This window comes from Rhodococcus sp. Z6_132, from assembly GCF_058133635.1.
In genome coordinates this window covers 1098781-1120943 of sequence record NZ_JBYUNP010000001.1, presented here as the reverse complement: position 1 = coordinate 1120943, position 22163 = coordinate 1098781, and the positions used below count along the sequence as shown (strand labels likewise).

Here is a 22163-nt window from a genome sequence, read left to right as displayed (position 1 = left end):
GCCACCCACCACGGCGCCACGTTGACCAGCGTTCTCCTTGTGCCCGTTGCGTGTAGGTTTTCCGAATGAGCCACGACGAGCCGCCGGACACCACCGGTGAGGAGTACACCGAGCGATTGGTGAAGCTCAGCACGCCTCGGTGGAAGCAGGTGCTGGACGTCCAGCGGCCGTACCGGTGGAACCTGCACCGCCTGCTCGGGCAGCGCCGCGTCCTGGACGTCGGGTGTGGAATCGGCAGGAACCTGGTGGCCCTTTCCCCTGGCAGCGTGGGGGTGGACCACAACGTCGACTCAGTGGCGCACTGTCGGGCCCTGGGCCTCTCCGCGCACACCACCGCCGAGCTGCCATCCGCCGCTGATCTCGGGTCCTTCTCCGGCCTGCTGCTCGCCCACGTGATCGAGCACCTCCCCCCTGGCGAGGAGGCGGCGATCGTCGGGGCCTACCTGCCGTACCTGGAGCCGGACTCGGTCGTCGTGCTGATCTGCCCGCAGGAGCGCGGCTTCGCCACCGACGCCACCCACACCACCTTCTTCGACATCGACGCGCTGACCACGCTCGCTGAGCAGCTCGGCCTCGTCGTCACCAGGACCATGTCATTCCCGCTGCCCAGGTTTGCCGGGAAGGCTTTTCCCTACAACGAGTTCGTCGTGGTCGCGCGCACCCCGGCCGGCTAGCCACCCTGCCTCACAGCAGTCGGTGGACCAGCCGCCAGTAGACAGTGACGCCGGCGTTGACCACGCGGGTGGCTGCGGCTGAGCCGACGACGTGCGGGTCCAGCCTCGACGTGAGAGTCGACATCCACTCTGCGTCGGGAACCTGCGCCTCAGCCCGCATCGCTGCCCGCCGGCTGAGCAGGTGGTCCCGGTGCCGCCACAGCCACACCCAGCCGCGGAGCTTGTGGCGTCCCCAGCCCTGCATCACCGCCTGTCCCAGGATGCCGATCTCGAGCACTACCAGCAGCGGCGCCAGCAAGGCCAGAGCTCGTGCTGGCCACGTGGTGGCCAGCAGCATCAACCGGTTGCGCTCGATCAGGTACATCTTGGTGGGGTTGCGGGAGAACTCGTAGTGGTGGCGGGCGATCGCAGTGGGCACGCAACGCGCCCGCAGCCCCAGACGCCGACACCGCAGGCTGAGCTCGGTGTCCTCCAGGTAGGCGAAGTAGGAGTCGTCGAAGCCCCCCAGCTGCTGCCAGAGCGAGCGGCGCAGCAGCAGCGCAGCGCCGCTGGCACCGGTGACGTCGTAGGGGGCAGTGCGGTCCTCCCGCTCGTCCAGCCGCCCCGCCCAGGAGACACCGAGGACGTGCACCGGGTTGCCGGCACTGTTGATGAGCTCGGGCCGGTCGGCGAGCCGGACGCTGGCCATCACGGGGCCCACCTCGGGCTGGGCCGCCTCGGCCACCAGCTGCGCCAGGGTGCCGGGCTCCAGGAGGCAGTCCGAGTTGACCAGCGCCAGGTACTCGTCCTCGAGCTTCTCTGCCCCCAGGTTGCACCCACCTGCGAACCCGGTGTTCGTGCCCGGCCGCAACAGCGTGACCCCGGGACGGTCGACCAGCTGGTCGAGGTCCGCTCGCGTGCAGCCGTTGTCCACCAACACCACCTGCACGGCTACGCCGGTGCTGGCCAGTACCGAGTCGAGGCACTCCGCCAGCCAGGGCTCGTCCTGCCACGCCAGCACCACTACGCCGACCGATGGTGTTCTCACGCGTGTTCCTCCTGATCACCTGCTGGCAGCTGCGCTGCCGGGCCCGAGCCACAGCGAGCGGCGCAGCCGGACCGCGCATCGCCACCAGCAGCACTGCGCAGCTGGCCAGCCGCCAAGCACCGCCGCCGGGCAGCCTCACCACGCCGGGCCCGGGGCACGATCATGTCGCCAAGGGTGCGGCGCACGGCGGCCGGGGTAGTGCGCGGGAGAGCAACCGGCCACCAGCGGCCACCACGGAAGGAAGCGTGCCTGCAGCAGACTCCACCGCCACAACGACTGCTTTGCTCCCCATGGACAAGGGCGGCCAGGCTTGACCTGCGGGAGGGCCTTCGGGGACCGAGGAACGGACCTGCGCCGCCCTTCACCAACAGCCCCGCCCATCAGTCGCGTCAATACCCTCCCGGTGCAACGCTTCCCGCATCCGGCCACCGGCACTGGGCCGCCACGGCCGCGGCCGGGTGGGCGGGTTGGAGGGGTGTAGGTTGTCTCGCGCCGGCGCAGTGGGCAACCGTTCGAGGGCTCTGCGCCGCGGCTCCCACCGGTCAAACCTGACTAGGGTCGACTGAGGCAATCGATGGTGTGCCTCCGCCAACGGCGGGCTGGACACTCGAGCGAAGGAATGTTTTGGCTCCTGTTCTTGGTGTGCTCCTGGTCACCGCGCTCATCCTGACGCTCCCGGGTCTCGCAGCCGGAATGGCGGTGGGTCTGCGCGGGTGGATGCTGCTCGGATCAGCTCCCGCTCTGACCTTGGGCGTTGCCGGAGTCCTTGCGCTCGCCACCTCGACACTGGGGCTCGCGTGGGCGCCCTGGGCAGCAGCAGTGGGACTGGCGCTGCTGTGCATTCTTCTGCTCGTGCTGCGCCGACCGTGGCGGACCCGTGGCGCGGACGCACCACGGCAAGAGGCTCGCCAGGAGGCTCCGAGCTGGCGGCCCGCGGACCACCTCGTGGTGACGCTGACGGTGCTCGCCGCCGGAGCCTGGGCCAGTGCGCTCGTCCTTCGCGCCACGAGGCGCCTCACCGCCGTACCGCAGGGCTGGGATGCAATGTTCCACGCCTCAGCAATCAGGCGCATTGCCGAGGTGCAGAACGCGGATTCCGCGGTGCTCAACGTGATCAACCAGCCAGATAAAGCTGATTACTACTACCCGGACGTCTATCACGCCCTGGGCGCACTGGTGAGCGACCTCCTGCCCATTTCGCCTCTCGAAACGCTCAATGCCTTCTCGGTAGTCATGCCCGCCTTGTTTTGCCTCACCATGGTCACGCTTGCCCGAACGGTGTCCACCCGTCCGGCGGTGACCATTGCCGTCGTGCTGCTCGCGACCTTCTCCACCTACTTCCCTTTCGGCACCATCGTCTACGGTCCGCTGTACCCGTACACGCTGGCACTCGTGGCGGTCCCTGCACTGATCGCCGCGCTCGACCGAGTCATCATCCAGCCAGCCGTAGTCACTGTCCTGACTCTCGCGCTCATCTTCTCCGGCATCATGGCCACCCACCCCTCGGTGGGGCTTGGCGCAGCACTGTGGTGCTTCCTGCACGTCCTTGTTCGTGCCGCCACCTTGCGGCGAGCCGTGGTTCCAGGCCTCGTTGCTCTTGCTGTCGCCGGTGCAGTCACCGCAGTGTTGGCCTACCCGGTTCTGGGCTCGCTGGTCTCGGGGGCGTCCGAGGCCACCGGCGTGGACTGGCCGGCCATCACCACACCTGGTTCTGCGATCGGACTGCTCACCACTTTCCACTTCGGGCTCACGTCACCCATGTGGATTTTCGCCCTGCTGTTCTTCGTGGGAATGGTGGTCAGTGCGCGAACCGTGACCATGTGGGCGCCCCTCGGGGCTGCGGCGATCTACCTCGTCATCTTTGTGCTTGCCGCCGCCTACGACACCGACTGGGCCCTCTCCATAACCTCGCTGTGGTGGGACACCACGCAGCGCCTGGCCGCGTTGTTCGCGCTACCGGCAATCCTGATCGCCGGCGTCGGCCTGGTGGCCGTGCGCGACCGGCTGCTCGCGCTGCTGAAGCCGCACTGGGGAAGGTTCCGCGGCCTCAGCTGGTCCATCGTCCGCCCGGCCACCTTTGGGGTCGCTTTCCTGGCGATCTGGATCACCACTGGCTTTGGGTACGGCTCGGTGCAGCTGGAGCAGCTCCGTTCCGCATTTGGGAACGGCCCCACGCTGTCCGCCGGCGAACAACAGGCACTGGAGTACCTGGCGACGGTCCACGATGGTTCCACCGTGCTGAACGATCCCTATGACGGCATGGGATGGGGTTATGCCCTCAACGACATCGACATGGCATTTCCCACCCCGATTGGCGGAGACTCGAACGTCTACGGGCGGGACCGGCTGTTGCTGATCCGATTCTTCAACCAGATCGACATCATGCCCGAGGTGCGCCAAACGGCGGCGAACCTGCGGGTCGGCTGGGTCGTGGTCGGCGAGGGCTTCGTCCCTCCGCACAAGGGTCGTCAGCCGGGTCTGCTCGCCCTCGATGGCGTCCCGGGCCTGACGAAGGTGTTTCAGAACAGCGAGGCGGTGATCTACCGGTACGACTCCCGTGACGGAGTCACGCCTCCAGCTCAGGTGCAGCCGTCCTCGTCGGAGATGCAGCCGGACACCGGCCGGTAGCCGCAGTTCTGCGGGGCGTCGTGCTCAGCGTGGCGCACCAGGGCGAGCAAGCGACAACACCCACTGCGGTCTCATGCCGCCTGGCCACTGAGGACGGTCAGCTCCACCAGCGCTCGAGCACCTGGGCCAGCCCGTCCTCGGTGTGCGAGCCGGTCACCTCGTCGGCCGCGGCCAGGGCAGCCGGGTGCGCGTTGCCCATCGCCACCCCGTGACCCGCCCACCTCAGCATCGGCACGTCGTTGGGCATGTCGCCGAACGCGATCACCTCGGTCTGCGCCACCCCGTGCTGCGTCGCCACCCGGCCCAGGCCGCTGGCCTTGGTCACCCCCGGCGCGGACAGCTCCACCAACCCGTTGTTGGTGGAGTAGGTCAGGTCCACCGCGCCGTCGAACAGCGGCAGCAGCCGCTCGGCCATGTCGGCGCTGGTCATCTCGCTGTGCCGCACGAGCACCTTCACCGCCGGCTCCGACGTCAGCTCGTCCGAGCTCACCTCGGTGTTCTCCGGGTTCAGCCAGGCGTGGGCGTAGCCAGGGGCGGTGACGAACTGCGGGGTGGCCGAGTCGTGCGCACCGACGCGCTCCGCCGCCAGGCCGCACCCCGGGATCGCCTCCCTGGCGATCTCGGTGGCCCGCTGCAGCAGCGCCACGTCCAGGGTCTGCGAGTGCAGCACCCGCTCGGTGGCCGTGTCGTAGAGCACCGCGCCGTTGGCGCACACCGCCAGCGGCGCAAAGCCCAGCTGGTCCACCACCGGGCCCACCCAGCGCGGCGGGCGACCGGTGACCAGCACGAACGGCACGCTGTCCTGCCACAGCGCCCGCACCGTCGCCAGGGTGCGGGGAGTGATGTCGTCGTTGCGGTCCAGGAGGGTGCCGTCGACGTCGGTGGCCACGAGCCGGGGGGTCTGCACGACCGCCATCATGCCGTGTCGGTCGGGACGGCTACCGTCGCCCACATGCGCGTCGGAGTAGTGCTGCTGCCGCAGGCCCGCTGGCACGGCCCGGACGGGGCCGCCCAGCAGTGGCGCCGGGTCGAGGAGCTCGGCTTCGACCGCGCCTGGACCTACGACCACCTGTCCTGGCAGTCGCTGGTGGACGAGCCGTGGTTCGCCACCGTCCCCACCCTCAGCGCCGCCGCCCTGGTCACCTCCCGCATCCGGCTGGGCACCTGGGTGGCCTCCCCGAACTACCGCCACCCGGTGCCCTTCGCCAAGGAGCTGATGAGCCTGGACGACTTGTCCCAGGGCCGCTTCACCCTCGGCCTGGGCGCCGGTGGCACCGGCTTCGACGCGCAGGTGCTGGGCCAGGAGCTGCTCACCCCGGGCGAGCGGGTGCGCCGCCTCGCCGAGTTCACCGGGCTGCTCGACGAGCTGCTCACCCAGCCGGCCACCACCGCCACCGGCGAGCGCTACGCGGCAGTGGACGCCCGGATGCTGCCCGGGTGCGTGCAGCAGCCCCGGCTGCCCTTCGTGATCGCGGCCAACGGGCCGCGGGCGATGCGGGTGGCCGTCGCGCACGGTCAGGGCTGGGCCACCACCGGCTGCACCGACCCGGCCGACGGCCAGCAGGCGTGGTGGCGCGGAGTGGCGGGGCTGGTGCGGCGCCTGGACGACCTGGCCGAGGGGCGCGTGCTGGAGCGCTACCTGAACCTGGACTCCGCGCCGGTGTACTCGTTGAGCTCGGTGGCGGCGTTCACCGACGCGGCGGGCCGAGCCGGCGAGCTGGGCTTCACCGACGTGGTGGTGCACCACCCCCGGGCTGAGGGCATCTACTCCGGCGACGTGGCCGTGCTCGAGGCAGCGGCGGAGCTGGCATCCTCCGGCGCACTGGGGGCCTGACCGGTCACCACCGCCACCACCTGCTCGTGGTCGTAGGTGTAGCTGTCGAAGCGGAAGCTCAGCCCGGTGGCCTGCACGTGCTCCATCCAGGCGCGGTGCTCGCCCTGCTGCCAGCCCGGATAGTTGAAGTACTCGTCGAAGAGCACCACCGAGCCCTCGCGCAGCCGCGGCCCGATCAGCTCCAGCGCCGTGACGGTGGCGGAGTACAGGTCGGCGTCCAGGTGCAGGAAGGCCACCGGCTCGTCGTTGTCGGCCAGGAAGCCGGGCAGGGTGTCGGCGAACAGCCCCACCACCAGCTCGGCTCCGGGCACCTCCGGTGGCTCGTCCTGGGCGAAGGCGCCGGCGGGAAAGCCGGTGCGCCAGTCCTCGGGCAGGCCGGTGAACACGTCGAACCCCACCACCCGGCGCTCGGGCAGCAGCTCGCGCATCAGCCGGAGGGTGTGTCCACCGCCAACGCCGAGCTCCAGGGCGAGGCCGGGTCCGGTCACCAGCCCGGCGGCGTGGCGCAGCGTCTCGTCGGGGTGCGGGAACGTCGGCACGGTGGGCATGTGCTCCAGCGCGAACGCCGCCGACTCCGTCGCGGCCCGCACCTCCGCCCGGTAGTGCAGGTCTCGCCGCGCGCGCACCTCGACCTGGCGGAGCTTCTCGTGCAGCACCCCCAGCTCGGTGCGCACGTCGGCCAGCGTCTCCGCCCGCGCGCTGTCCGCGGCGAGCGCGGTGACGTCGGTGTGCAGCTTGGCGATCTCCGCGCGCAGCAGGCCCAGCTCGCGGCCCAGCTCCTCGTGCCGCTCGGTCTGCCTCCCGTCCTGCTCACGGGCCTGCTGGTCCAGAACCTCCCGGAGCGCGCGCTGCAGCTTGGCTCGTGCGGCGTCCCGGAGGCCCATCAGGCGTCGGAGCTCGGGGCGGGGGCGATGGTCGGGGGCAGCTTGCCCTTCTTGCGCAGCTCCTCCATCTTGGCCCGCCGGGCCGCCACCTTCGCCTTGGTCTCCTCGCGGTCCAGCGCCTCGGCGTCCTCCAGCGTGGGGGCGCCACCACCCAGCGACGCCGGCACCCAGAAGGCGCCCTTCGGGTGCTCGGGGTAGGCCGCACGCACCTTCTCCAGCTGCGCGCTCATCTGGGTGTGCAGCTGCTTGGTCACCGCAGCGGGGTTTCCCTCGGCCGAGACGGGCGGCTCGATGTCGATGTGGATGGGGGTGTTGGTGCGGCCCAGCCGCTTGGGGTGGCCCTTGGTCCACACTCGCTGGGACCCCCAGATGATCATCGGCAGCAGCGGGACCCCGGCCTCGGCCGCCATCCGCGCCGCGCCGGACTTGAAGCCCTTGAGCTCGAAGCTGCGACTGATGGTGGCCTCGGGGAACACGCCGATGATCTCGCCGGCCCGCAGCGCCTCCACGGCTGAGTGGTAAGACCCCGCCCCGGCTGCGCGGTCCACCGGGATGTGGTGCATCCCACGCATCAGCGGCCCCGCCACCGGGTGCTCGAAGACCTCCTGCTTGGCCATGAACCGCACCAGGCGCTTGGCCGGCCGGGCACCCAGGCCGGCGTAGGTGAAGTCGAGGTAGCCGACGTGGTTCATCACCAGCACGGCCCCGCCCACGCGCGGGACGTTCTCCGCGCCGGTGACGGTGAACTTCAGGCCCTGGGCCGCGAACATGCCGCGGGCGAAGGTGATGACCGAGTCATAGACAGGTTCCACGGCAATGAGGCTAGCGGTTGCCGGTCACACCCGGTGGCCGCATAGCCTGGTGGCTGCAGACCCCATCTCGAGGAGGACGTACCCGTGCAGGTCACCAGTGTCGGACACGCCGGCTTTCACATCCAGACCAAGGCCGGTTCCGTGCTGTGCGACCCATGGGTCAATCCCGCGTACTTCGCCTCCTGGTTCCCCTTTCCGGACAACACCCAGCTCGACTGGGACAGCCTGGGTGCCTGCGACTACCTCTACGTCTCTCACCTGCACCGTGACCACTTCGACCGGGAGAACCTGGCGCGCCACGTCAACAAGGACGCCACGGTGCTGCTGCCGGACTTCCCGGTGGACGACCTGCGCAAGGAGTTTGAGGCGCTGGGCTTCCACAAGTTCCTGGAGACCACCGACTCGGTCAAGCACTCGGTGCCTGGGCTGGACCTGATGATCATCGCGCTGCGCTCGCCGGCGGACGGCCCCATCGGCGACTCGGGCCTGGTGCTCGACGACGGCGAGACGGTCTTCTTCAACATGAACGACGCGCGCCCGGTCGACCTGGACATGGTGCGCGCCGAGTTCGGCCGCGTGGACGTGCACGCGCTGCAGTTCTCCGGCGCCATCTGGTACCCGATGGTCTACGACCTGCCCGAGCGCGCCAAGGTCGCCTTCGGCACCCAGAAGCGCCAGCGCGGGATGGACCGGTCCCGCCGCTACGTCGAGCAGGTGGGCGCCACCTGGGTCATTCCCTCCGCCGGACCGCCGGCGTTCCTGGACGACGAGCTGCGCTACCTCAACGACGACCACGGCGACCCGTCCAACATCTTCCCCGACCAGACGGTGTTCCTGGAGCAGATGCGGGCCAACGGCCAGGACCAGGGTCTGCTGATGATCCCCGGCTCCGTCGCAGACTTCTCCGGCTCGGCCACCCCGTCGCTCAAGCACCCGGTGTCCGACGACGAGGTCGCGGCGATCTTCACCGACAAGGCCGCCTACATCGAGGCGTTCGCGCAGCGCCAGCGCCCGGTGATCGAGGCGGAGAAGGCCCGCTGGGCCCCCGCGGAGGGAGAGCCGCTGCTCGGCCCGCTCAAGGAGCTGTTCGAGCCGCTGCTGGCCCAGGCCGACGCCATCTGTGCCGGCATCGGCGGACCGGTGGTGCTGGAGATGGGCCCGGAGTCGGTGGTGATCGACTTCCCGGCCCGCGAGGTGCGGGCGCTGACCGACGAGAAGGCCCGCTACGGCTTCGCCATCCCGCCGGAGCTGGTGCGCACCGTGCTCCGCGACGGCGAGACCGACTGGGTGAACAGCATCTTCCTGTCCACCCGCTTCCGGGCCTGGCGCGTGGGTGGCTACAACGAGTTCCTCTACACCTTCTTCAAGTGCCTGACGCCGGAGCGGATCAGCTACGCCGACGGCTGGTTCGCCGAGCAGCACGACGACAGCGCGGAGATCGTCATGGACGGCTGGCGCGTGCAGAAGCGCTGCCCGCACCTCAAGGCCGACCTGTCCCGCTTCGGCGTGATCGAGGGCAACACCCTCACCTGCCAGCTGCACGGCTGGGACTTCGACCTGCCGACCGGACGCTGCCTGACCAGCAAGGGCCACCAGCTGCGCACCAGCAAGGTCGACTGACCCCCGCGGCCTGCCCCGGGGGTCACCGCGCCCGGGGCTGGCCGATCAGGAGCCGCTGAACAGCCGCTGCCAGTTCTCCCGGCTGGTCAGCTCGGGCAGGGCGTCGCGGTAGCGCTGGGCGACGTCGGGTCCCTCCCGGTACAGCTGGTAGCAGACCCGGGTCAGCCGGGCCAGCAGGTCGCGCCGGGCGACGGGGTCCTGCCTGCGCACGTGCACCCCCTCCTGCGAGGCATCGGTGACCACCGCGGTCTCGAAGCGCGCCACGTGCCACCAGTGGGCGTCGCGCGCCGGCACCCCCGCGGGGCTGGCGATCGAGCGTCCCCGCACCTGGTCCACGATCCGGCGGGCGAAGGTGAGCTTCTCCCGGCTCGGCTCTGGCGGCAGCTCCGCGATGCTGACGTCGGCTGCCCGCAGCCCGTCCAGCTGCGCGGCCGGCTGGCGGCGCGTCTCGTCGAACAGCGCACGCTCGCGTCGCACCGCCGCCAGCGCAGCGGCACCTCCGTCGGCGAGCACCTGCGGTCCGCGCAGGAAGTCCTCCATGCCGCGGATGCGGGTGAGCGCCAGCCCGTACTGCATGCCCAGCACGTCCTGGCTGATCTCCCGCCAGAGGTTCTGCACCGCGCGCTTGCGGTCGAAGCCGGTGTGCAGCGCCGCGCCGATCAGGGCGTTGCGGACGTGGAAGTAGCGCGGCCACTCGTCGCGGTCCTTCCAGGAGAAGTCCACGTGCCACAGGCCCGCTCCCGGCAGGTTCACCGTGGCGAAGCCGGCCGCGCGCGCCCGGTAGCCGTACTCGATGTCGTCCCACTGGATGAAGACCGGCAGCGGGTAGCCGATGGCCGCGACCACCTCGGCGGGGATCAGGCAGGTCCACCAGCCGTTGTACGTGCCGTCGACGCGGCGGTCCTGGTTGTGCAGGGTCATGTCGGAGTTCACCGGCGAGTGCTGGCTGGCGATGCCCGCCCGAACCGCCTCGAAGTCAGCGTGCTCGGCGCCGATGTGCAGCCGGTGCGGGTGCAGCAGGTGCAGCATCTGCGCGCCCACGATGGTGGGCTCCACGGTGCAGCAGGCGAAGGCGTTCAGCCGGACCACCACGTCGGGCTCGCAGCGCACGTCGTCGTCCATGAAGATCACGTTGGCGTGCTCGGCGCCGCCCTTGCCCGCCACCTCGTACATGCCGCGGGTGAACCCGCCCGCCCCGCCCAGGTTCGGCTGCTGCAGGTACGTGAGGCGCTCGTCCAGTGCTGCTGCGGCTGCGGCGAAGCGCGGGTTGTCGACCACCTTGTCGGTGCCCTGGTCCACCACGTAGACGCCCTCGGTCCATGCGTCCGCCTCGGCGTCCCCGGCGAGCGCCTCGAGGATGTTCACGCAGTCGTCGGGGCGGTTGTGCGTGCAGATCACCACTGCGGCCCGGCGCACCGGGCGCGGAGGGACGACCTCCCACTGCATGTCGCGCACCACCAGCACGTCGGGGCCGGTGCTCAGCTCGGCCCACAGCGCACCGCCGTCCACGAACCGGTCGATGGCCAGCAGCACCTCCAGCGGCCCGTCCTCGACCACGTCGGCGGTGGCCACGGTGCGCGGGTCGCCGTCCATGTCCGAGGCGAGCACCGACACGCGGCCGGCCCCGCTCGCCCAGGCAGTCAGGCGAACCTCGGTCACCGGGGTCCAGCGCTGCCAGTAGCTGGCCGGGAAGCGGCCGAAGTAGGTGTTCAGGCTGACCACGGTTTCCGGCTCGAGCCGGATCTCCTGGCGGGCGCGGCGCGCGCGACCGCTGACTGTGTCGGCGTACAGCGCCTCGGCCACCACTGTGGACGGCCCCAGGAACGGGCAGCGCTGGGCCACCATCCTGGGGGCGGTCTGGCCTGGCTGGACGGCCGGGTTGGACTCGCCGCCGAGCAGGGAAGTGCCGGACTCCTGGTTCAAGACCATCCTCTTGAGATCTCCCCCGCCGACATGTGGGCATGGCCAAGCTCTGCGCCCAGCGTAACCGCCAACGGACGTGAGCCGACCTAACAGACGCTAGTGTCAGCGAGACGGACGTAACACTTCGGCGCCCACGAAGGGTTGCAGCGCAACCGGAACCCGCACTGATCCGTCGGGCTGCTGGTGGTTCTCCAGGATCGCCACCAGCCACCGAGTGGTGGCCAGCGTGCCGTTGAGAGTGGCTGCCACCTGGGTCTTTCCGTCCGCGTCGCGGTAGCGGGTGTTGAGCCGGCGTGCCTGGAAGGTGGTGCAGTTGGAGGTGGACGTCAGCTCGCGGTAGGTCTGCTGGCTGGGCACCCACGCCTCGCAGTCGAACTTGCGGGCGGCGCTGGAGCCGAGGTCGCCGGCGGCCACGTCGATCACCCGGTAGGGCACCTCCACGGCGGCGAGCATCTCCTTCTCCCAGCCGAGCAGCCGCTGGTGCTCGGCCGTGGCCTCCTCCGGGCGGCAGTAGGAGAACATCTCCACCTTGTCGAACTGGTGGACGCGGATGATCCCGCGGGTGTCCTTGCCGTAGCTGCCCGCCTCGCGGCGGAAGCAGGTGGACCAGCCGGTGTAGCGCTTGGGCTCGGCCAGGTCGAGGATCTCCGCGGAGTGGTACCCCGCCAGCGGCACCTCGGAGGTACCCACCAGGTAGAGGTCGTCCTCGGCCAGGCGGTAGACCTCCGCGGCGTGCGAGCCGAGGAAGCCGGTGCCGGACATGATCTCGGGGCGCACCAGCACCGGCGGGATCATCATGGTGAAACCCGCGGCGGTGGCCCGCTGCGCGGCCAGCTGCAGCAGTCCCAGCTGGAGCATGGCGCCCATGCCGGTGAGGAAGTAGAAGCGGGCGCCGGAGACCTTGGCCCCGCGCTCCATGTCGATCAGCCCGAGTGACTCGCCCAGCTCGAGGTGGTCCTTGGGGTCCTCGATCTGCGGAAGCTCGCCCACGTGCTCGAGCACCACGTAGTCGTCCTCGCCGCCAGCGGGCGCGCCCTCCTGCACCACGTTGGAGATGGCGCGGTGGGCCGCCTCCAGCGCGGCGTTGGCCTCGGTCTGCTCCGCCTCGGCCGCCTTGACCTTGGCGCTGAGCTCCTGGGAGCCCTGCAGCAGCGCCGGACGGTCCTCGGGGCTGGCCTGGCCGACTCGCTTGCCCAGCGCCTTCTGCTCGGCACGCAGGTTGTCCGCGGCCAGCACCGCCGCGCGTCGGGCCGCGTCCGCCTCGAGCAGCGCGTCCACGAGCCCGGGATCCTCCCCCCGCGCACGCTGGGACTGGCGGACGAGGTCGGGGTCTTCCCGCAGCAGCTTGAGGTCGATCACGACCCGAAGCCTACGGGCGCGGCAAACCCGTCAGCCACGCGCGTCAGGCTTGCCCGACGCCCACCGGGGACGGTCGCCGACCGCGCTGGCTGAGCACGAGCACCGTGGTCGACCCGGCCAGCAGCACGCTCAGCGCCACCAGCAGGCCCGCGGCTGCGCTCGGGGGGCTGACCCCGGGCAGCAAGGTCGTCAGCAGCAGGCTCAGCACGGCGAGAACGCACACCAGAGCGGCCCGCCCCTGCCTGCGGTCGGCCACCAGCTTGGTCTGCGCCAGCTGCGCGGCGGCCCCCACCAGCGCGGCTGCCGCCAGCATCGCCAGCACTCCGACGCCCGGCAGCGCGAGCGAGCCGAAGGTCAGCCGCACGGCCAGCGGGGTGAGCCCGGTGGCCGCTACCATCCACAGCACCCCGACGAGCCCGGCCCCCACCAGCACCTGCGCACGCAACCCGGGTCGGGCGGATATCGGCTCCCGAGCGCCGAGCAGCGGCAGCACCAGCGCCTGCATCGCGGGGAACAGCATCGCGGGGACGCGGAGCACCAGGGCCACCGCGCCGAATCCTGCGGCCGCAGCCGGATCATGGGCAGTACCCGCCGCCAGCAACACCGGCGGCAGGTTCCACACCGCCTGCACGCCGGCGAGGATCCCCACCCCGGCGACCAGGTCACGCAGGTCGCTGTCGGCGGGTCCACCGCTGCGCAGCGCCCGGACTGCCGCGTGGCGCAGCGGCCAGCCGACCACCGCCGTGGCCACCAGCGGACCGCCAGCCATGCCCACCGCCCACCAGAGCACGTTGGTCTCGCCCAGCCCCAGGAGCACCAGCCCAAAGCCCAGCACCACCACTGCCTCCACCACGAAGGTTGCGGCATAGGGGCCGTACCGGCGGCTGCCGGCGAGCGGTCCGCGGAGCACGTGGGCTCCTGCCATGCCAGGCAGGCTGAGCACGAGCAGCGCGGTGAGCAGCGGGTCCGCCACGAAGACCCGGTTCAGCAGCGGCACCGCAGCCGCCAGCGCCACCAGCGCCAGGCCGAGCAGCACCGCCGTGTGCCGGATAGCGGCACGACAGACACCTCCGAGTCCCAGTCCCCGCAGCAGGGCGTGGGCCACCGACCGGGTCAGCTCCAGCTCGGAGGCCGAGCACAGCCCGCGCCCCACCACGTTGAGGAGCAGGTAGAAGGAGGTGATGGCCGCAAAGTCCGCCGCGTCCAGGCTGCGACCGGCCAGCACCAAGGTGATGTAGCCGGTGCCAGCGAGAGCGAACTGGCTGCCGCTGACCCCGATCGCGGGAACCAACCGCCGCAGCCTCGCGCGGCTACCGGTCCTCGTCACCCGGCCATGGTGCCTCGCCGCGGGTTGGAGGAGCCACGCGGGGCGCGATGCGGGACCCCAACGCGTGCGAGCCAGTGTCCGCGCACCGCTGAGGTACCGGTGGCGCAGCGCCTTGGCCCGCATCACCAGGGCGTGCAGCCGCGGGACAGGTGCAGCAGCCTGGCCGTGCTCGTCGATGACGCACGCCAGGCTGCACGAAGCTGTCCGCCGGACAACGGCGGAACGCCTCCCGCACGGTCCCCACGTAGCTCGACAGCTGACGTCGTCGGCGCTCATGATCACCGCCAGCTCGTGCTCGACCAGCTCCAGGCAGTGGCGGCAATTGGCGTTGGGGCGCAAGTTGCTCACTGCGCAGGTAACGAACCCGACCGTCGCCGAGGCCGCGCAGCCAGTCGGCCACCGAGGCGCCCGGGTACCCCGTCGTCGATCATGCCCAGCCGCCAGTGCGGGTCCTTCGAGACGATGATGCTCTCGACTGCAGTGCGCAGAGGTCTGGGTCGCCGTAGGACCGCACCGTGACGTCCATCGACAGGACGTTCACCGCACGCACGTCGCCCATCCTCATCCCCGAGGAGCAGCCCGCCTGCCGAGAACGGTTACTGACAATCCAGCAGAACCCGCAGCGTGCCACGGGCCAGCGCGGTGCCGCACCGGTGCTGCCCAGGTGCTCGTCAGGACCGCTGCGCACCGCCTGCACGCAGCTCCCCGCGGAGCACCTTCCCCGTGCTGGTGCGGGGCAGAGCGTCTCGGACGTGCAGCGCCTTCGGTCGCTGCGCGGGGGTGAGGCGCTCCCGGGCGAACGTGGCGATCGGCTCGGACGTGTCGACGCCGGGGCGCAGCACCACGGCGGCCTCGACGCGCTGGCCCCACCGCTCGTCGTCCACCCCGTACACCGCGATCTCGTGCACCGCCGGGCACTGCTCGAGCACCCGCTCCACCTCCAACGGGTAGACGTTCACCCCACCGGTGATCACCAGGTCGTCCCGGCGCCCGTCCAGGTAGAGGTAGCCCTCCTCGTCCAGCCGGCCCAGGTCACCGACGCTGAAGGCCCTGCCATGCGGGGTGTCTCGCCACGTCTGGGCCGTCTTGTCCGGCGCCCGCCAGTACTCGAAGTAGCCGTGCTCAGGCACGGTGCACCAGATGGTGCCGTCCGGGTCGGTGGACAGGGTGCGGCCGGGGCGGGCCTTGCCCACGGTGTTGGGGTGGCGCTCCCAGTCCGCGGCGGAGCAGGCGGTGAACTGGCCCTCGGTGGAGCCGTAGAACTCCCACACCGCCTTGCGGTCGGCGTGGTCGAGCACCCAGCGCTTGACCACGTCCGGACACGGCGCACCGGCGTGGGCCAGCAGCCGCAGCCGCCCGAGCACCTCGGCGGTGCGGGGATCGTCCAGCTCGCGCAGCCGCTGCAGCTGGGCCGGCGCGGTGAACAGGGTGGTCGGACGGTGCTCGACGGCCAGGGTCAGGAAGCGCTCGGGGTCGAAGCGTCCGGGCACCAGGACTGATCCACCGGCCAGCAGCGTGCCGACGGCGAACCGGAGCGGGGCGGAGTGATACAGCGGCGAGACCACCACGTGCAGGTCGTCCGGGCCGAAGCCCCAGAGCTCGCGCTCCTCGCCCCACAGCCGCCGCGCGGTCTCCACCGCGAGCACCCCCGACCAGACGCCCTTGCGGCGGCCGGTGGTGCCGGAGGTGTAGTGCATCGGTCGTCCCAGTGGCACCTCGGCCAGCGGGGCAGGGTCGCCGGCGTGCAGCTCGTCCAGCTTCTCGGCGGAGTCCACCACCAGGGCCGCGTCGGCGTCGGCCAGCAGGTCGGCCAGCTCGGCGGCGGGCGTGCCGGGGTCCAGCACCACAGGCACCACTCCCACCCGCAGGGCCCCGGCCACCGCCGTGACCAGGCCCGTTCCCGGCGGCACCACCAGGGCCACCCGGTCGCCCCGCCGCAGGTGCTGCAGCGCACCTGCCACCCGGGACTGGGCGAGCTCGGCCTGCTCGGCGGTGATCATGGTGTGCACGGCGACGATCCTTCCCCACGCCGCGGCGACCCACTGTCCGGTCACCCTGCGTCGGCCGCGTGTGCACCCGGCATCATGGGGGGCGATGCCTGCTCGCCTGAACCCCTTCGTCGCCACCGTGTCGCTGCGTCGCGCCGTCGCCCTCGTCCTGGTGGCCGCCCTGCTGCTGGGCGGGGTGGCCGTGCTGCTGGCCGCAACCTCGAGCGGAGGCACCCCCGCCCAGGCCAGGGTGGACACCACGGCCGTGCCCACCACCACGGCCACCGCGGCCGAGCAGGTCTTCACCGCGAGCCAGCCCGGCGACTGCCTCACCTGGACCGCACCCACCGTCAGCGACCTCTCCGTGGTCGACTGCGCCACACCGCACCGCTTCGAGGTGGCCGCCGTCCTCGACCTGAGCACCCGCCCGGAGCCGGAGCTCGCGGCCACCGCGCCGCTGCCGGGCGCTGACACGTTCACCCACCTGCGGGACACCCTGTGCGTGCCCGCCGTCACCAGCTACCTCGGCGGTCGCTTCGACCCGTACGGGCTGTTCACCGTCGGTCTGATCGACCCGGGCGAGCTGGCCTGGGACAGCGGCGAGCGCAGCGTCCGCTGCGGCCTGCAGCACGTCGGCAGCCAGGGTGAGCAGTTCCCCATCGTGGGCCGGGTGTCCGAGCTGGACCAGTCCGACGTGGCCCCGGTCGGCTCCTGCGCGGACATCTCCGCGGCGGGGCTGCCGTCGGACCCGGTGGACTGCCGGCAGCCACACGCCTCGGAGGTGGTGGCGGTGCTTCACCTCGCGGGCCGGTTTCCCGGTGCCTTCCCTGCGGTGGCCGAGCAGGACGCCTTCCTCGACGAGGCGTGCCGCACTGCGGCGGCCGCCGCGCTGGGTGGCCCCGATGCCGCCTCCGCGCGAGGGTTGACGGTGTTCTGGACCAACCTGCGCCCGGAGAGCTGGGCCGCCGGCAGCCGGTCGGTCAGCTGCCTGGTGGGCGCCCGGCTGCCCGCCGGGGGGTTTGCCCCGCTGCTGGGGTCTGCGACGGCGCCGGCCTCCCCTGCGCCAGCCGCCTCCCCGCCGCCTGCCCCGGCGGTCGCCCCGCCCGTGCCGGACGCCACGATCCAGGGCGGCTGAGCCGTGCCGGTGACCATGTCGTCCGAGCGGTTCGAGGAGCTGGTGTCCGACGCGCTCGACCAGATCCCCGCCGCGCTGACCAACGCGATGGACAACGTGGTGGTGCTGGTGGAGGACCACAACGACGAAGAGCCGACCCTGCTGGGGCTCTACCAGGGAGTGGCCCTCACCGAGCGCGACACCCAGTACTCCGGGATGCTGCCCGACAGCATCACCATCTACCAGCAGGCGCTGCTGGACGTGTGCGCGGACGAGGCCGAGGTGGTCGAGGAGGTCCTAGTGACCGTGGTGCACGAGATCGCCCACCACTTCGGCATCTCCGAGGGGCGGCTGCACGAGCTCGGCTGGGGCTGACCTCCGCCCGGGGCCACTGGCCACCCTGTGTGACCAAACCTGCTGGTACGCAGGTCGTTCAGAGCAATGCTGTTCTCTGTGGAACCACCGGCCAGTGGGGTGCGTCCTTGTTAGGGTCAGGCGGTCACTTCGGGAAGGAACACCATGCCCATGTTGCACGACGGCGGCGGCAGCGCTGCCCCGATCGGACCCACCGTGCCGCTCATGGTCCAGCCAGACCAGCTGCTGACCACCGCCCAGCGCTTCGACGCCATCGCCGACAACCTCGAGCAGGCAGTCAAGGCCCACGGACACCAGCTCCAGGTGGCGCCCGCCGGCGCCGAGGAGGTCTCCCGCCAGGCAGCTGCCGGCTTCAGCAGCCAGGGGCGCGCCGCCGTCCGGGAGATCACCACGAGCGTGCAGGAGCTGCGCGCCGCGGCCCAGGCGTGCCGCACCAGTGCCCAGCAGTACGAGCAGCACGACGTGCTGCAGTCGATCCCGTCCTCCTGACGGACTGAGTCGACCACCAGTCCGTCACCCCTCGCACCCTCGGGAGCAACAGCCACCATGACCACCGGAATCAACTGGGCGTCCCGGCCCACCGTGCAGCTCGTCGGCGACATCAACGGTGGCGCCGGCCCCTCGTCGGCGGTCGAGGCGGCCACCGCCTGGCGTGCGCTCAGTGCTGCGCTCACCCAGGCGGACGAGGACTTCCACAGCGCCATGAAGGTGGCCATGGGCGGGTGGGAGGGCCCCGCAGCCGAAGAAGCCCGCAGCGCGCTGAGCCCGTTTGCCGACTGGGCCACCGCAGCCGACGCCATGGCCCACAAGCTGGGCGCCCAGACCGCGCGCCACAGCACCACCTTCCTGGCCACCCGCGCCGCCATGCCCTCCATGCCGGAGGTGGTGGCCACCCAGTCGGTCCGGGACAACCTCATCGACCGCGCCGTCGGACTGATGACGGGGGTGCCCACCCCCGGTGAGGTGGCCGAGGCCAAGGCGGCGACGCAGCAGGCCGAGGCGGTCGCCGCCATGAACCGGTACGACGCCGCGACCAGCTCCACCGCCACCACCGTGCCGCTGCAGCCAGCTCCTCGGCTGACGGCCGGCGTGGTTCCGGTGACCGCGCCTCCCGCTCCGGTCGACCCGGGCCAGGGGGACGGGCGTGCCCCGGGCTACTTCCCGCCGCTGTCCCCCGCCTCGCCCGGTTCAGGCAGCGCACCCGGCCAGCCCGGCTCCCCCAGCCCCGGCATCCACCACTTCGAGCCGTCCCCGCAGACCCACCCCGCCGGGGTGGGCGATCCTCCTCCCGCCGGTGGTGGCCACGGCCCGGGCAGCGGCGGGCCAGGCGGGAGCGGACCGGGCGGAAGCGGCCCGGGCACCAGCACAGGCCCGCAGGGCAGCGGGGGCCCCGGTCACGGCACCGCTCCGGGCGGGTCCAGCGGGGTGGGCGGCGCCGGTTCGGGCGGCCAGCCCGGTGGACCCGGCTCGGCACCCGCCGGCGGCAGCAGCGGGGCGGGGGCCGCAGCCACCGCCGCCGGTGCCGCAGGGCTCGGCGTCGGCGCCCGCGCGGCTGGCGTGTCTCCGTCCACCGGCGCGCTCAGCGGCGGCTCGGGCACGACAACGGCGGGCCAGGGGCGAGCAGGACAGGTCGGCAACGCCGGCGTCGGCAACAGCGTCACCGGCAAGGCGCCCAACGCTGGCGCCCACGGCCGGCTCGGTCCGGTTGGGTTGGGCGACGGCGGTGCCCGTGGCCCGGTGGGTTCCGGGGTCAGCGCCGTGGGCGCTGCCGGCGAGACCGGCGCGGCCCGCCCGGGGGTTCCTGCCGCTGGGGCCGCGAGCGAGCCGGGCGCACGCGGTGGCGCCGCGGCCGGAGTCGGTGCGGGCGCCCGCGGAGCCAACGGCCAGGACGACGACGAGCACGCAGTGCCGGACTACCTCAAGGACCTCGATCACTTCACCGACGGCCGGGTGGTCGCACCCCCGGTCATCGGCGCCGACCACCAGCAGTGAGGACGGCCGCCACCGTGGCCGTGGTCGGCCAACCGTGCAGCCTCTCCACCCTCGAGCTGGACCTGCTGTGGGAGCGCCTCGCGCTGGGCGCCTTCCCGCTGGTGCTGCAGCTGCGTCCGCACGGCGACACCTTCGCCGAGCGACACGCCCTGCTGGACGGGGCACGTGCCCAGCTCCAGGACCGCGGCCTGGTGCACGGCACGCACGTCGAGCCACGGCTGGAGGGCTGGCTGCACGCGCTCGCCCGTCCCGACGAGGAGCTGGACGTTCGCTGGCGCGACGGAGAGAAGGAGGTGCGTGCCCTCGTGGTGCGGCAGGACGAGTGCACCGTCCGCGCCGTCCGCCGCGACGACGAGGTGGTGCTGACGCCGATCACCCCGGGCTCCATGGTGGCTGCGGCGGTGGAGGTGCTGCCCACGGTGGCTGCCGCCGCCACGGGCCAGGTGAGCGGGCCCACCGACCAGCTCTCCGCCGCCTACGAGGCCTCGGCCCGGTCGGCGGACGCCGGCGTGCAGGCGATGCTGGCGCTGGGCGCCGCGCACGCCGACGCCACGGCGGTGGCCACAGCCCTGGCGAAGGCAGTGGGCGTTGCGCAGCTCGGAGCAGCGTGCACCACCCGCGGGCGTCGGTGGCGCCACCCCAGCGTGGTCGCGGTGCTGGACACCGAGGTCGGCCGCTACACCTCCACCGAGCGGGCCGCGCCCGACCACCGCATGTGGTCGACCATCCGGCCGGCCAGCCCGGCGCACCTGGTGCGGGCGACCGCAGCGCTGCTGGGCGAGGCCCAGGCGGTCGCAACCCAGTCCACCGGCTCGGCGTTGCGGCTCTGAGCGCGCCCGGTGCGACGGGCTGGTAGCGGCCCTGGGTGGTCTTGGTAGCGGTTGCAGACCGCTGGGGGCGCTGTTGGTGGTACTTGCAGACGCCCCAAGGGCTCAGGCGGGGCCGTGCACCGCGGCGTCGTCCGGCGGGGTGAACGGCGGGGTGTGGGTGTCCCACTGCACGCAGCGCCACCCCCCGTCCAGCGTCGGCTGCAGCACCACCAGCGCGGTGTTGGGCAGGGCGTAGGTGGCGGCGAAGGCGCGGTTGACGTTGGCCAGGTGAGCCGCCACCAGCCGGATCGCCGCGCCGTGGCTGACCACCAGCACGTTCGGCGAGTCCGGGGTCTGCAGGTGCTCCTCCCGCAGCTCCTCCAGCACGGGCACGAACCGGGTCAGCACCTCCCGGCCGCTCTCCCCGTCGGGCATCCGCTCGTCCAGGGCACCCTCGTGCCACGACCCGTACACGCGGATGAACTCCTCGTGCGCCTCGCGGTCCTCCCGGTCCTCCAGCGCCCCGGCGTCGGTCTCGTGCAGCCCCGGCAGCACTCGCAGGTCCAGCCCGGACGTGGTGGCCACCGGTGTCGCCGTCTGCCGGGCGCGGGTCGCCACCGAGCTGACCACCACCGCCTTGGGCACCGGCGCCAGCGTCTGGGCCAGCGCCTGCGCCTGCTGGTGGCCGAGGTCGGTCAGGGGCGCCCCGGGCGGCCGGGAGTCCAGCCGGTGGCGCACGTTGGAGAAGGTCTGCCCGTGCCGAGCCAGGATCAGGCTGCCCTGCGGCAGTCCTGCCTGCGCCACCTGCTCGCTCACTCCTGGCCTCCCGTCCGCATGCTGGCGACCCACTGTGCGGCGTCGCCCGGCGGCGGGGGAGGTGAGCCCGGGTCGGTCACCGCCGCCGGCCACGAGCCCAGGAAGCGCAGCTCGGTGCAGCGACGGTGCAGCGCCGCGAGCGCCTCCGCCACCACGGGGTCCTCCACGTGGCCGACCCAGTCCAGGTAGAAGCGGTAGGTGCCCATCGCCGTGCGGGTGGGTCGGGACTCGATGCGGGTGAGGTCGATGCCGCGCAGCCCCAGCTCGCTCATCGCCTGCACCAGCGCACCCGGGGTGTTGTCCAGCGTGAGCACCACCGAGGTGCGGTCGGCGCCGGTCCGGCGCGGCGGCGGGCACGGCGGCACCACCAGCACGAAGCGGGTGCGGGCGTCGGCCACGTCGGCCACGCCCTCGGCCAGCGGCTCCAGCCCGAGCTGGCGGCCGACCAGCGCGGTGGCCACGGCAGCGTCGGCGGTGCCCTGCTGCACCTCGTGGGCAGCGGCGGCGGTGGAGCCGCCCACCTGCAGGTCGGCCCAGGGCAGGTGCTCCTGCAGCCAGCCCTGCACCTGCGCGGCCGCGTGCGGGTGGGTGCGCACCGTGCGGACGTCGGCGGCGGCCGTGCCCGGTCGCACCAGCACCGAGAAGCGGATCGCCAGCTCCGTCTCCGCCACCACCTGCAGGCGGCTGCCGCTGGCCAGAGCGTCCAGCGTGGGGGGCACCGAGCCCTCCACCGAGTTCTCGATCGGCACGCAGGCCGCGTCCACCACCCCGTCGCGCACCAGCGCCAGGGCCGCGGGCGGGGTTGCGGCGGGGACCAGCTCGGCGCTGGGGTCGACCAGCTGCCGGCAGGCGGCCTCGGTGAAGGTTCCCGCCGGTCCGAGATAGCTCACGCGCTGCACGAGTCGACCCTACGCAGTGTCGCGGCACCGGTCGCGCAGGCACCGCCGCCCGATACTCGGTCGGCGACACCCGAACTCACCC

Annotated in this window: 19 protein-coding genes; 9 read left to right on the top strand and 10 right to left on the bottom strand. The window is 72.2% G+C overall.

Annotation, left to right across the window (positions count from 1 at the left end; all coding sequences use genetic code 11):
• Positions 1 to 65 precede the first annotated feature (65 nt).
• Positions 66 to 674: a class I SAM-dependent methyltransferase gene (locus AC3YO9_RS05240; protein ID WP_489982361.1), complete on the top strand. Its 609-nt coding sequence runs from the start codon at positions 66 to 68 to the stop codon at positions 672 to 674.
• 10 nt (positions 675 to 684) lie between these two features.
• Here AC3YO9_RS05240 and AC3YO9_RS05235 read toward each other — a convergent pair whose 3' ends face one another.
• Positions 685 to 1701, bottom strand: coding sequence for a glycosyltransferase family 2 protein (locus AC3YO9_RS05235; protein WP_489982360.1), 1017 nt, complete (start codon positions 1699 to 1701; stop codon positions 685 to 687).
• Positions 1702 to 2343: 642 nt separating this feature from the next.
• On the opposite strand from AC3YO9_RS05235, the gene AC3YO9_RS05230 reads away from it, so the two are divergent.
• On the top strand, positions 2344 to 4329 hold the full coding sequence (locus tag AC3YO9_RS05230; RefSeq protein WP_489982359.1) for a DUF6541 family protein: 1986 nt from the start codon (positions 2344 to 2346) through the stop codon (positions 4327 to 4329).
• Positions 4330 to 4426: 97 nt separating this feature from the next.
• Here the strand turns inward: AC3YO9_RS05230 and AC3YO9_RS05225 are convergent, their stop codons facing one another.
• Complete coding sequence (locus AC3YO9_RS05225; protein ID WP_489982580.1) at positions 4427 to 5245, bottom strand: HAD family hydrolase; 819 nt, start codon at positions 5243 to 5245, stop codon at positions 4427 to 4429.
• A gap of 36 nt (positions 5246 to 5281) precedes the next feature.
• On the opposite strand from AC3YO9_RS05225, the gene AC3YO9_RS05220 reads away from it, so the two are divergent.
• Positions 5282 to 6163, top strand: a complete 882-nt coding sequence (locus AC3YO9_RS05220) for an LLM class flavin-dependent oxidoreductase (protein WP_489982358.1) — start codon at positions 5282 to 5284, stop codon at positions 6161 to 6163.
• On the opposite strand, the gene AC3YO9_RS05215 is transcribed toward AC3YO9_RS05220, so the two are convergent.
• Positions 6094 to 7047, bottom strand: coding sequence for a class I SAM-dependent methyltransferase (locus tag AC3YO9_RS05215; RefSeq protein ID WP_489982357.1), 954 nt, complete (start codon positions 7045 to 7047; stop codon positions 6094 to 6096). The two genes, AC3YO9_RS05220 and AC3YO9_RS05215, sit on opposite strands and share 70 nt — an antisense overlap.
• Positions 7047 to 7859 carry a lysophospholipid acyltransferase family protein gene (locus AC3YO9_RS05210; RefSeq protein WP_489982356.1) on the bottom strand — a complete coding sequence of 271 codons (813 nt, stop codon included), beginning with the start codon at positions 7857 to 7859 and terminating at the stop codon, positions 7047 to 7049. Before AC3YO9_RS05210 ends, AC3YO9_RS05215 begins: the two co-directional genes overlap by 1 nt.
• A gap of 84 nt (positions 7860 to 7943) precedes the next feature.
• On the opposite strand from AC3YO9_RS05210, the gene AC3YO9_RS05205 reads away from it, so the two are divergent.
• Positions 7944 to 9479 (top strand): Rieske 2Fe-2S domain-containing protein, encoded by a 1536-nt coding sequence (locus tag AC3YO9_RS05205; protein WP_489982355.1) that lies wholly within the window; start codon positions 7944 to 7946, stop codon positions 9477 to 9479.
• Positions 9480 to 9524: 45 nt separating this feature from the next.
• On the opposite strand, the gene AC3YO9_RS05200 is transcribed toward AC3YO9_RS05205, so the two are convergent.
• The 4 genes from AC3YO9_RS05200 to AC3YO9_RS05185 all read right to left on the bottom strand — a co-directional run bounded on the left by AC3YO9_RS05200 (position 9525) and on the right by AC3YO9_RS05185 (position 16142).
• Positions 9525 to 11408, bottom strand: a complete 1884-nt coding sequence (locus AC3YO9_RS05200; RefSeq protein WP_489982354.1) for a glycosyltransferase — start codon at positions 11406 to 11408, stop codon at positions 9525 to 9527.
• A 96-nt stretch (positions 11409 to 11504) separates the two neighbouring features.
• Complete coding sequence (gene serS, locus AC3YO9_RS05195; protein ID WP_489982353.1) at positions 11505 to 12761, bottom strand: serine--tRNA ligase; 1257 nt, start codon at positions 12759 to 12761, stop codon at positions 11505 to 11507.
• A gap of 43 nt (positions 12762 to 12804) precedes the next feature.
• Positions 12805 to 14088: a hypothetical protein gene (locus AC3YO9_RS05190; RefSeq protein ID WP_489982352.1), complete on the bottom strand. Its 1284-nt coding sequence runs from the start codon at positions 14086 to 14088 to the stop codon at positions 12805 to 12807.
• A gap of 671 nt (positions 14089 to 14759) precedes the next feature.
• On the bottom strand, positions 14760 to 16142 hold the full coding sequence (locus tag AC3YO9_RS05185; RefSeq protein ID WP_489982351.1) for a class I adenylate-forming enzyme family protein: 1383 nt from the start codon (positions 16140 to 16142) through the stop codon (positions 14760 to 14762).
• A 40-nt stretch (positions 16143 to 16182) separates the two neighbouring features.
• Here AC3YO9_RS05185 and AC3YO9_RS05180 point away from each other — a divergent pair, with 40 nt between their 5' ends.
• The 5 genes from AC3YO9_RS05180 (at position 16183) to AC3YO9_RS05160 (ending at position 20387) form a co-directional block, all read left to right on the top strand.
• On the top strand, positions 16183 to 17211 hold the full coding sequence (locus tag AC3YO9_RS05180) for a septum formation family protein (protein WP_489982350.1): 1029 nt from the start codon (positions 16183 to 16185) through the stop codon (positions 17209 to 17211).
• Positions 17212 to 17214: 3 nt separating this feature from the next.
• Complete coding sequence (locus tag AC3YO9_RS05175; protein ID WP_489982349.1) at positions 17215 to 17565, top strand: metallopeptidase family protein; 351 nt, start codon at positions 17215 to 17217, stop codon at positions 17563 to 17565.
• A 144-nt stretch (positions 17566 to 17709) separates the two neighbouring features.
• Complete coding sequence (locus AC3YO9_RS05170) at positions 17710 to 18054, top strand: PE family protein (protein WP_489982348.1); 345 nt, start codon at positions 17710 to 17712, stop codon at positions 18052 to 18054.
• Positions 18055 to 18111: 57 nt separating this feature from the next.
• Positions 18112 to 19557, top strand: coding sequence for a PPE domain-containing protein (locus AC3YO9_RS05165; RefSeq protein ID WP_489982347.1), 1446 nt, complete (start codon positions 18112 to 18114; stop codon positions 19555 to 19557).
• A gap of 14 nt (positions 19558 to 19571) precedes the next feature.
• Entirely contained in the window at positions 19572 to 20387 is an 816-nt protein-coding gene (locus AC3YO9_RS05160) for an ESX secretion-associated protein EspG (protein ID WP_489982346.1), read from the top strand.
• 102 nt (positions 20388 to 20489) lie between these two features.
• Here the strand turns inward: AC3YO9_RS05160 and AC3YO9_RS05155 are convergent, their stop codons facing one another.
• Positions 20490 to 21182, bottom strand: coding sequence for a histidine phosphatase family protein (locus AC3YO9_RS05155; RefSeq protein ID WP_489982345.1), 693 nt, complete (start codon positions 21180 to 21182; stop codon positions 20490 to 20492).
• Positions 21179 to 22081 (bottom strand): prephenate dehydratase, encoded by a 903-nt coding sequence (pheA, locus tag AC3YO9_RS05150; RefSeq protein WP_489982344.1) that lies wholly within the window; start codon positions 22079 to 22081, stop codon positions 21179 to 21181. The genes AC3YO9_RS05155 and pheA overlap by 4 nt, the downstream gene beginning before the upstream one ends.
• Positions 22082 to 22163 lie beyond the last annotated feature (82 nt).

Bases quoted from the DNA above. Each gene is read 5' to 3' on its own strand.
- AC3YO9_RS05240 (WP_489982361.1), top strand. From the start codon at position 66: ATGAGCCACGACGAGCCGCCGGACACCACCGGTGAGGAGTACACCGAG.
- AC3YO9_RS05225 (WP_489982580.1), bottom strand. From the start codon at position 5,245: ATGGCGGTCGTGCAGACCCCCCGGCTCGTGGCCACCGACGTCGACGGC.
- AC3YO9_RS05220 (WP_489982358.1), top strand. From the start codon at position 5,282: ATGCGCGTCGGAGTAGTGCTGCTGCCGCAGGCCCGCTGGCACGGCCCG.
- AC3YO9_RS05215 (WP_489982357.1), bottom strand. From the start codon at position 7,047: ATGGGCCTCCGGGACGCCGCACGAGCCAAGCTGCAGCGCGCGCTCCGG.
- AC3YO9_RS05200 (WP_489982354.1), bottom strand. From the start codon at position 11,408: ATGGTCTTGAACCAGGAGTCCGGCACTTCCCTGCTCGGCGGCGAGTCC.
- AC3YO9_RS05180 (WP_489982350.1), top strand. From the start codon at position 16,183: ATGCCTGCTCGCCTGAACCCCTTCGTCGCCACCGTGTCGCTGCGTCGC.
- AC3YO9_RS05170 (WP_489982348.1), top strand. From the start codon at position 17,710: ATGCCCATGTTGCACGACGGCGGCGGCAGCGCTGCCCCGATCGGACCC.
- AC3YO9_RS05165 (WP_489982347.1), top strand. From the start codon at position 18,112: ATGACCACCGGAATCAACTGGGCGTCCCGGCCCACCGTGCAGCTCGTC.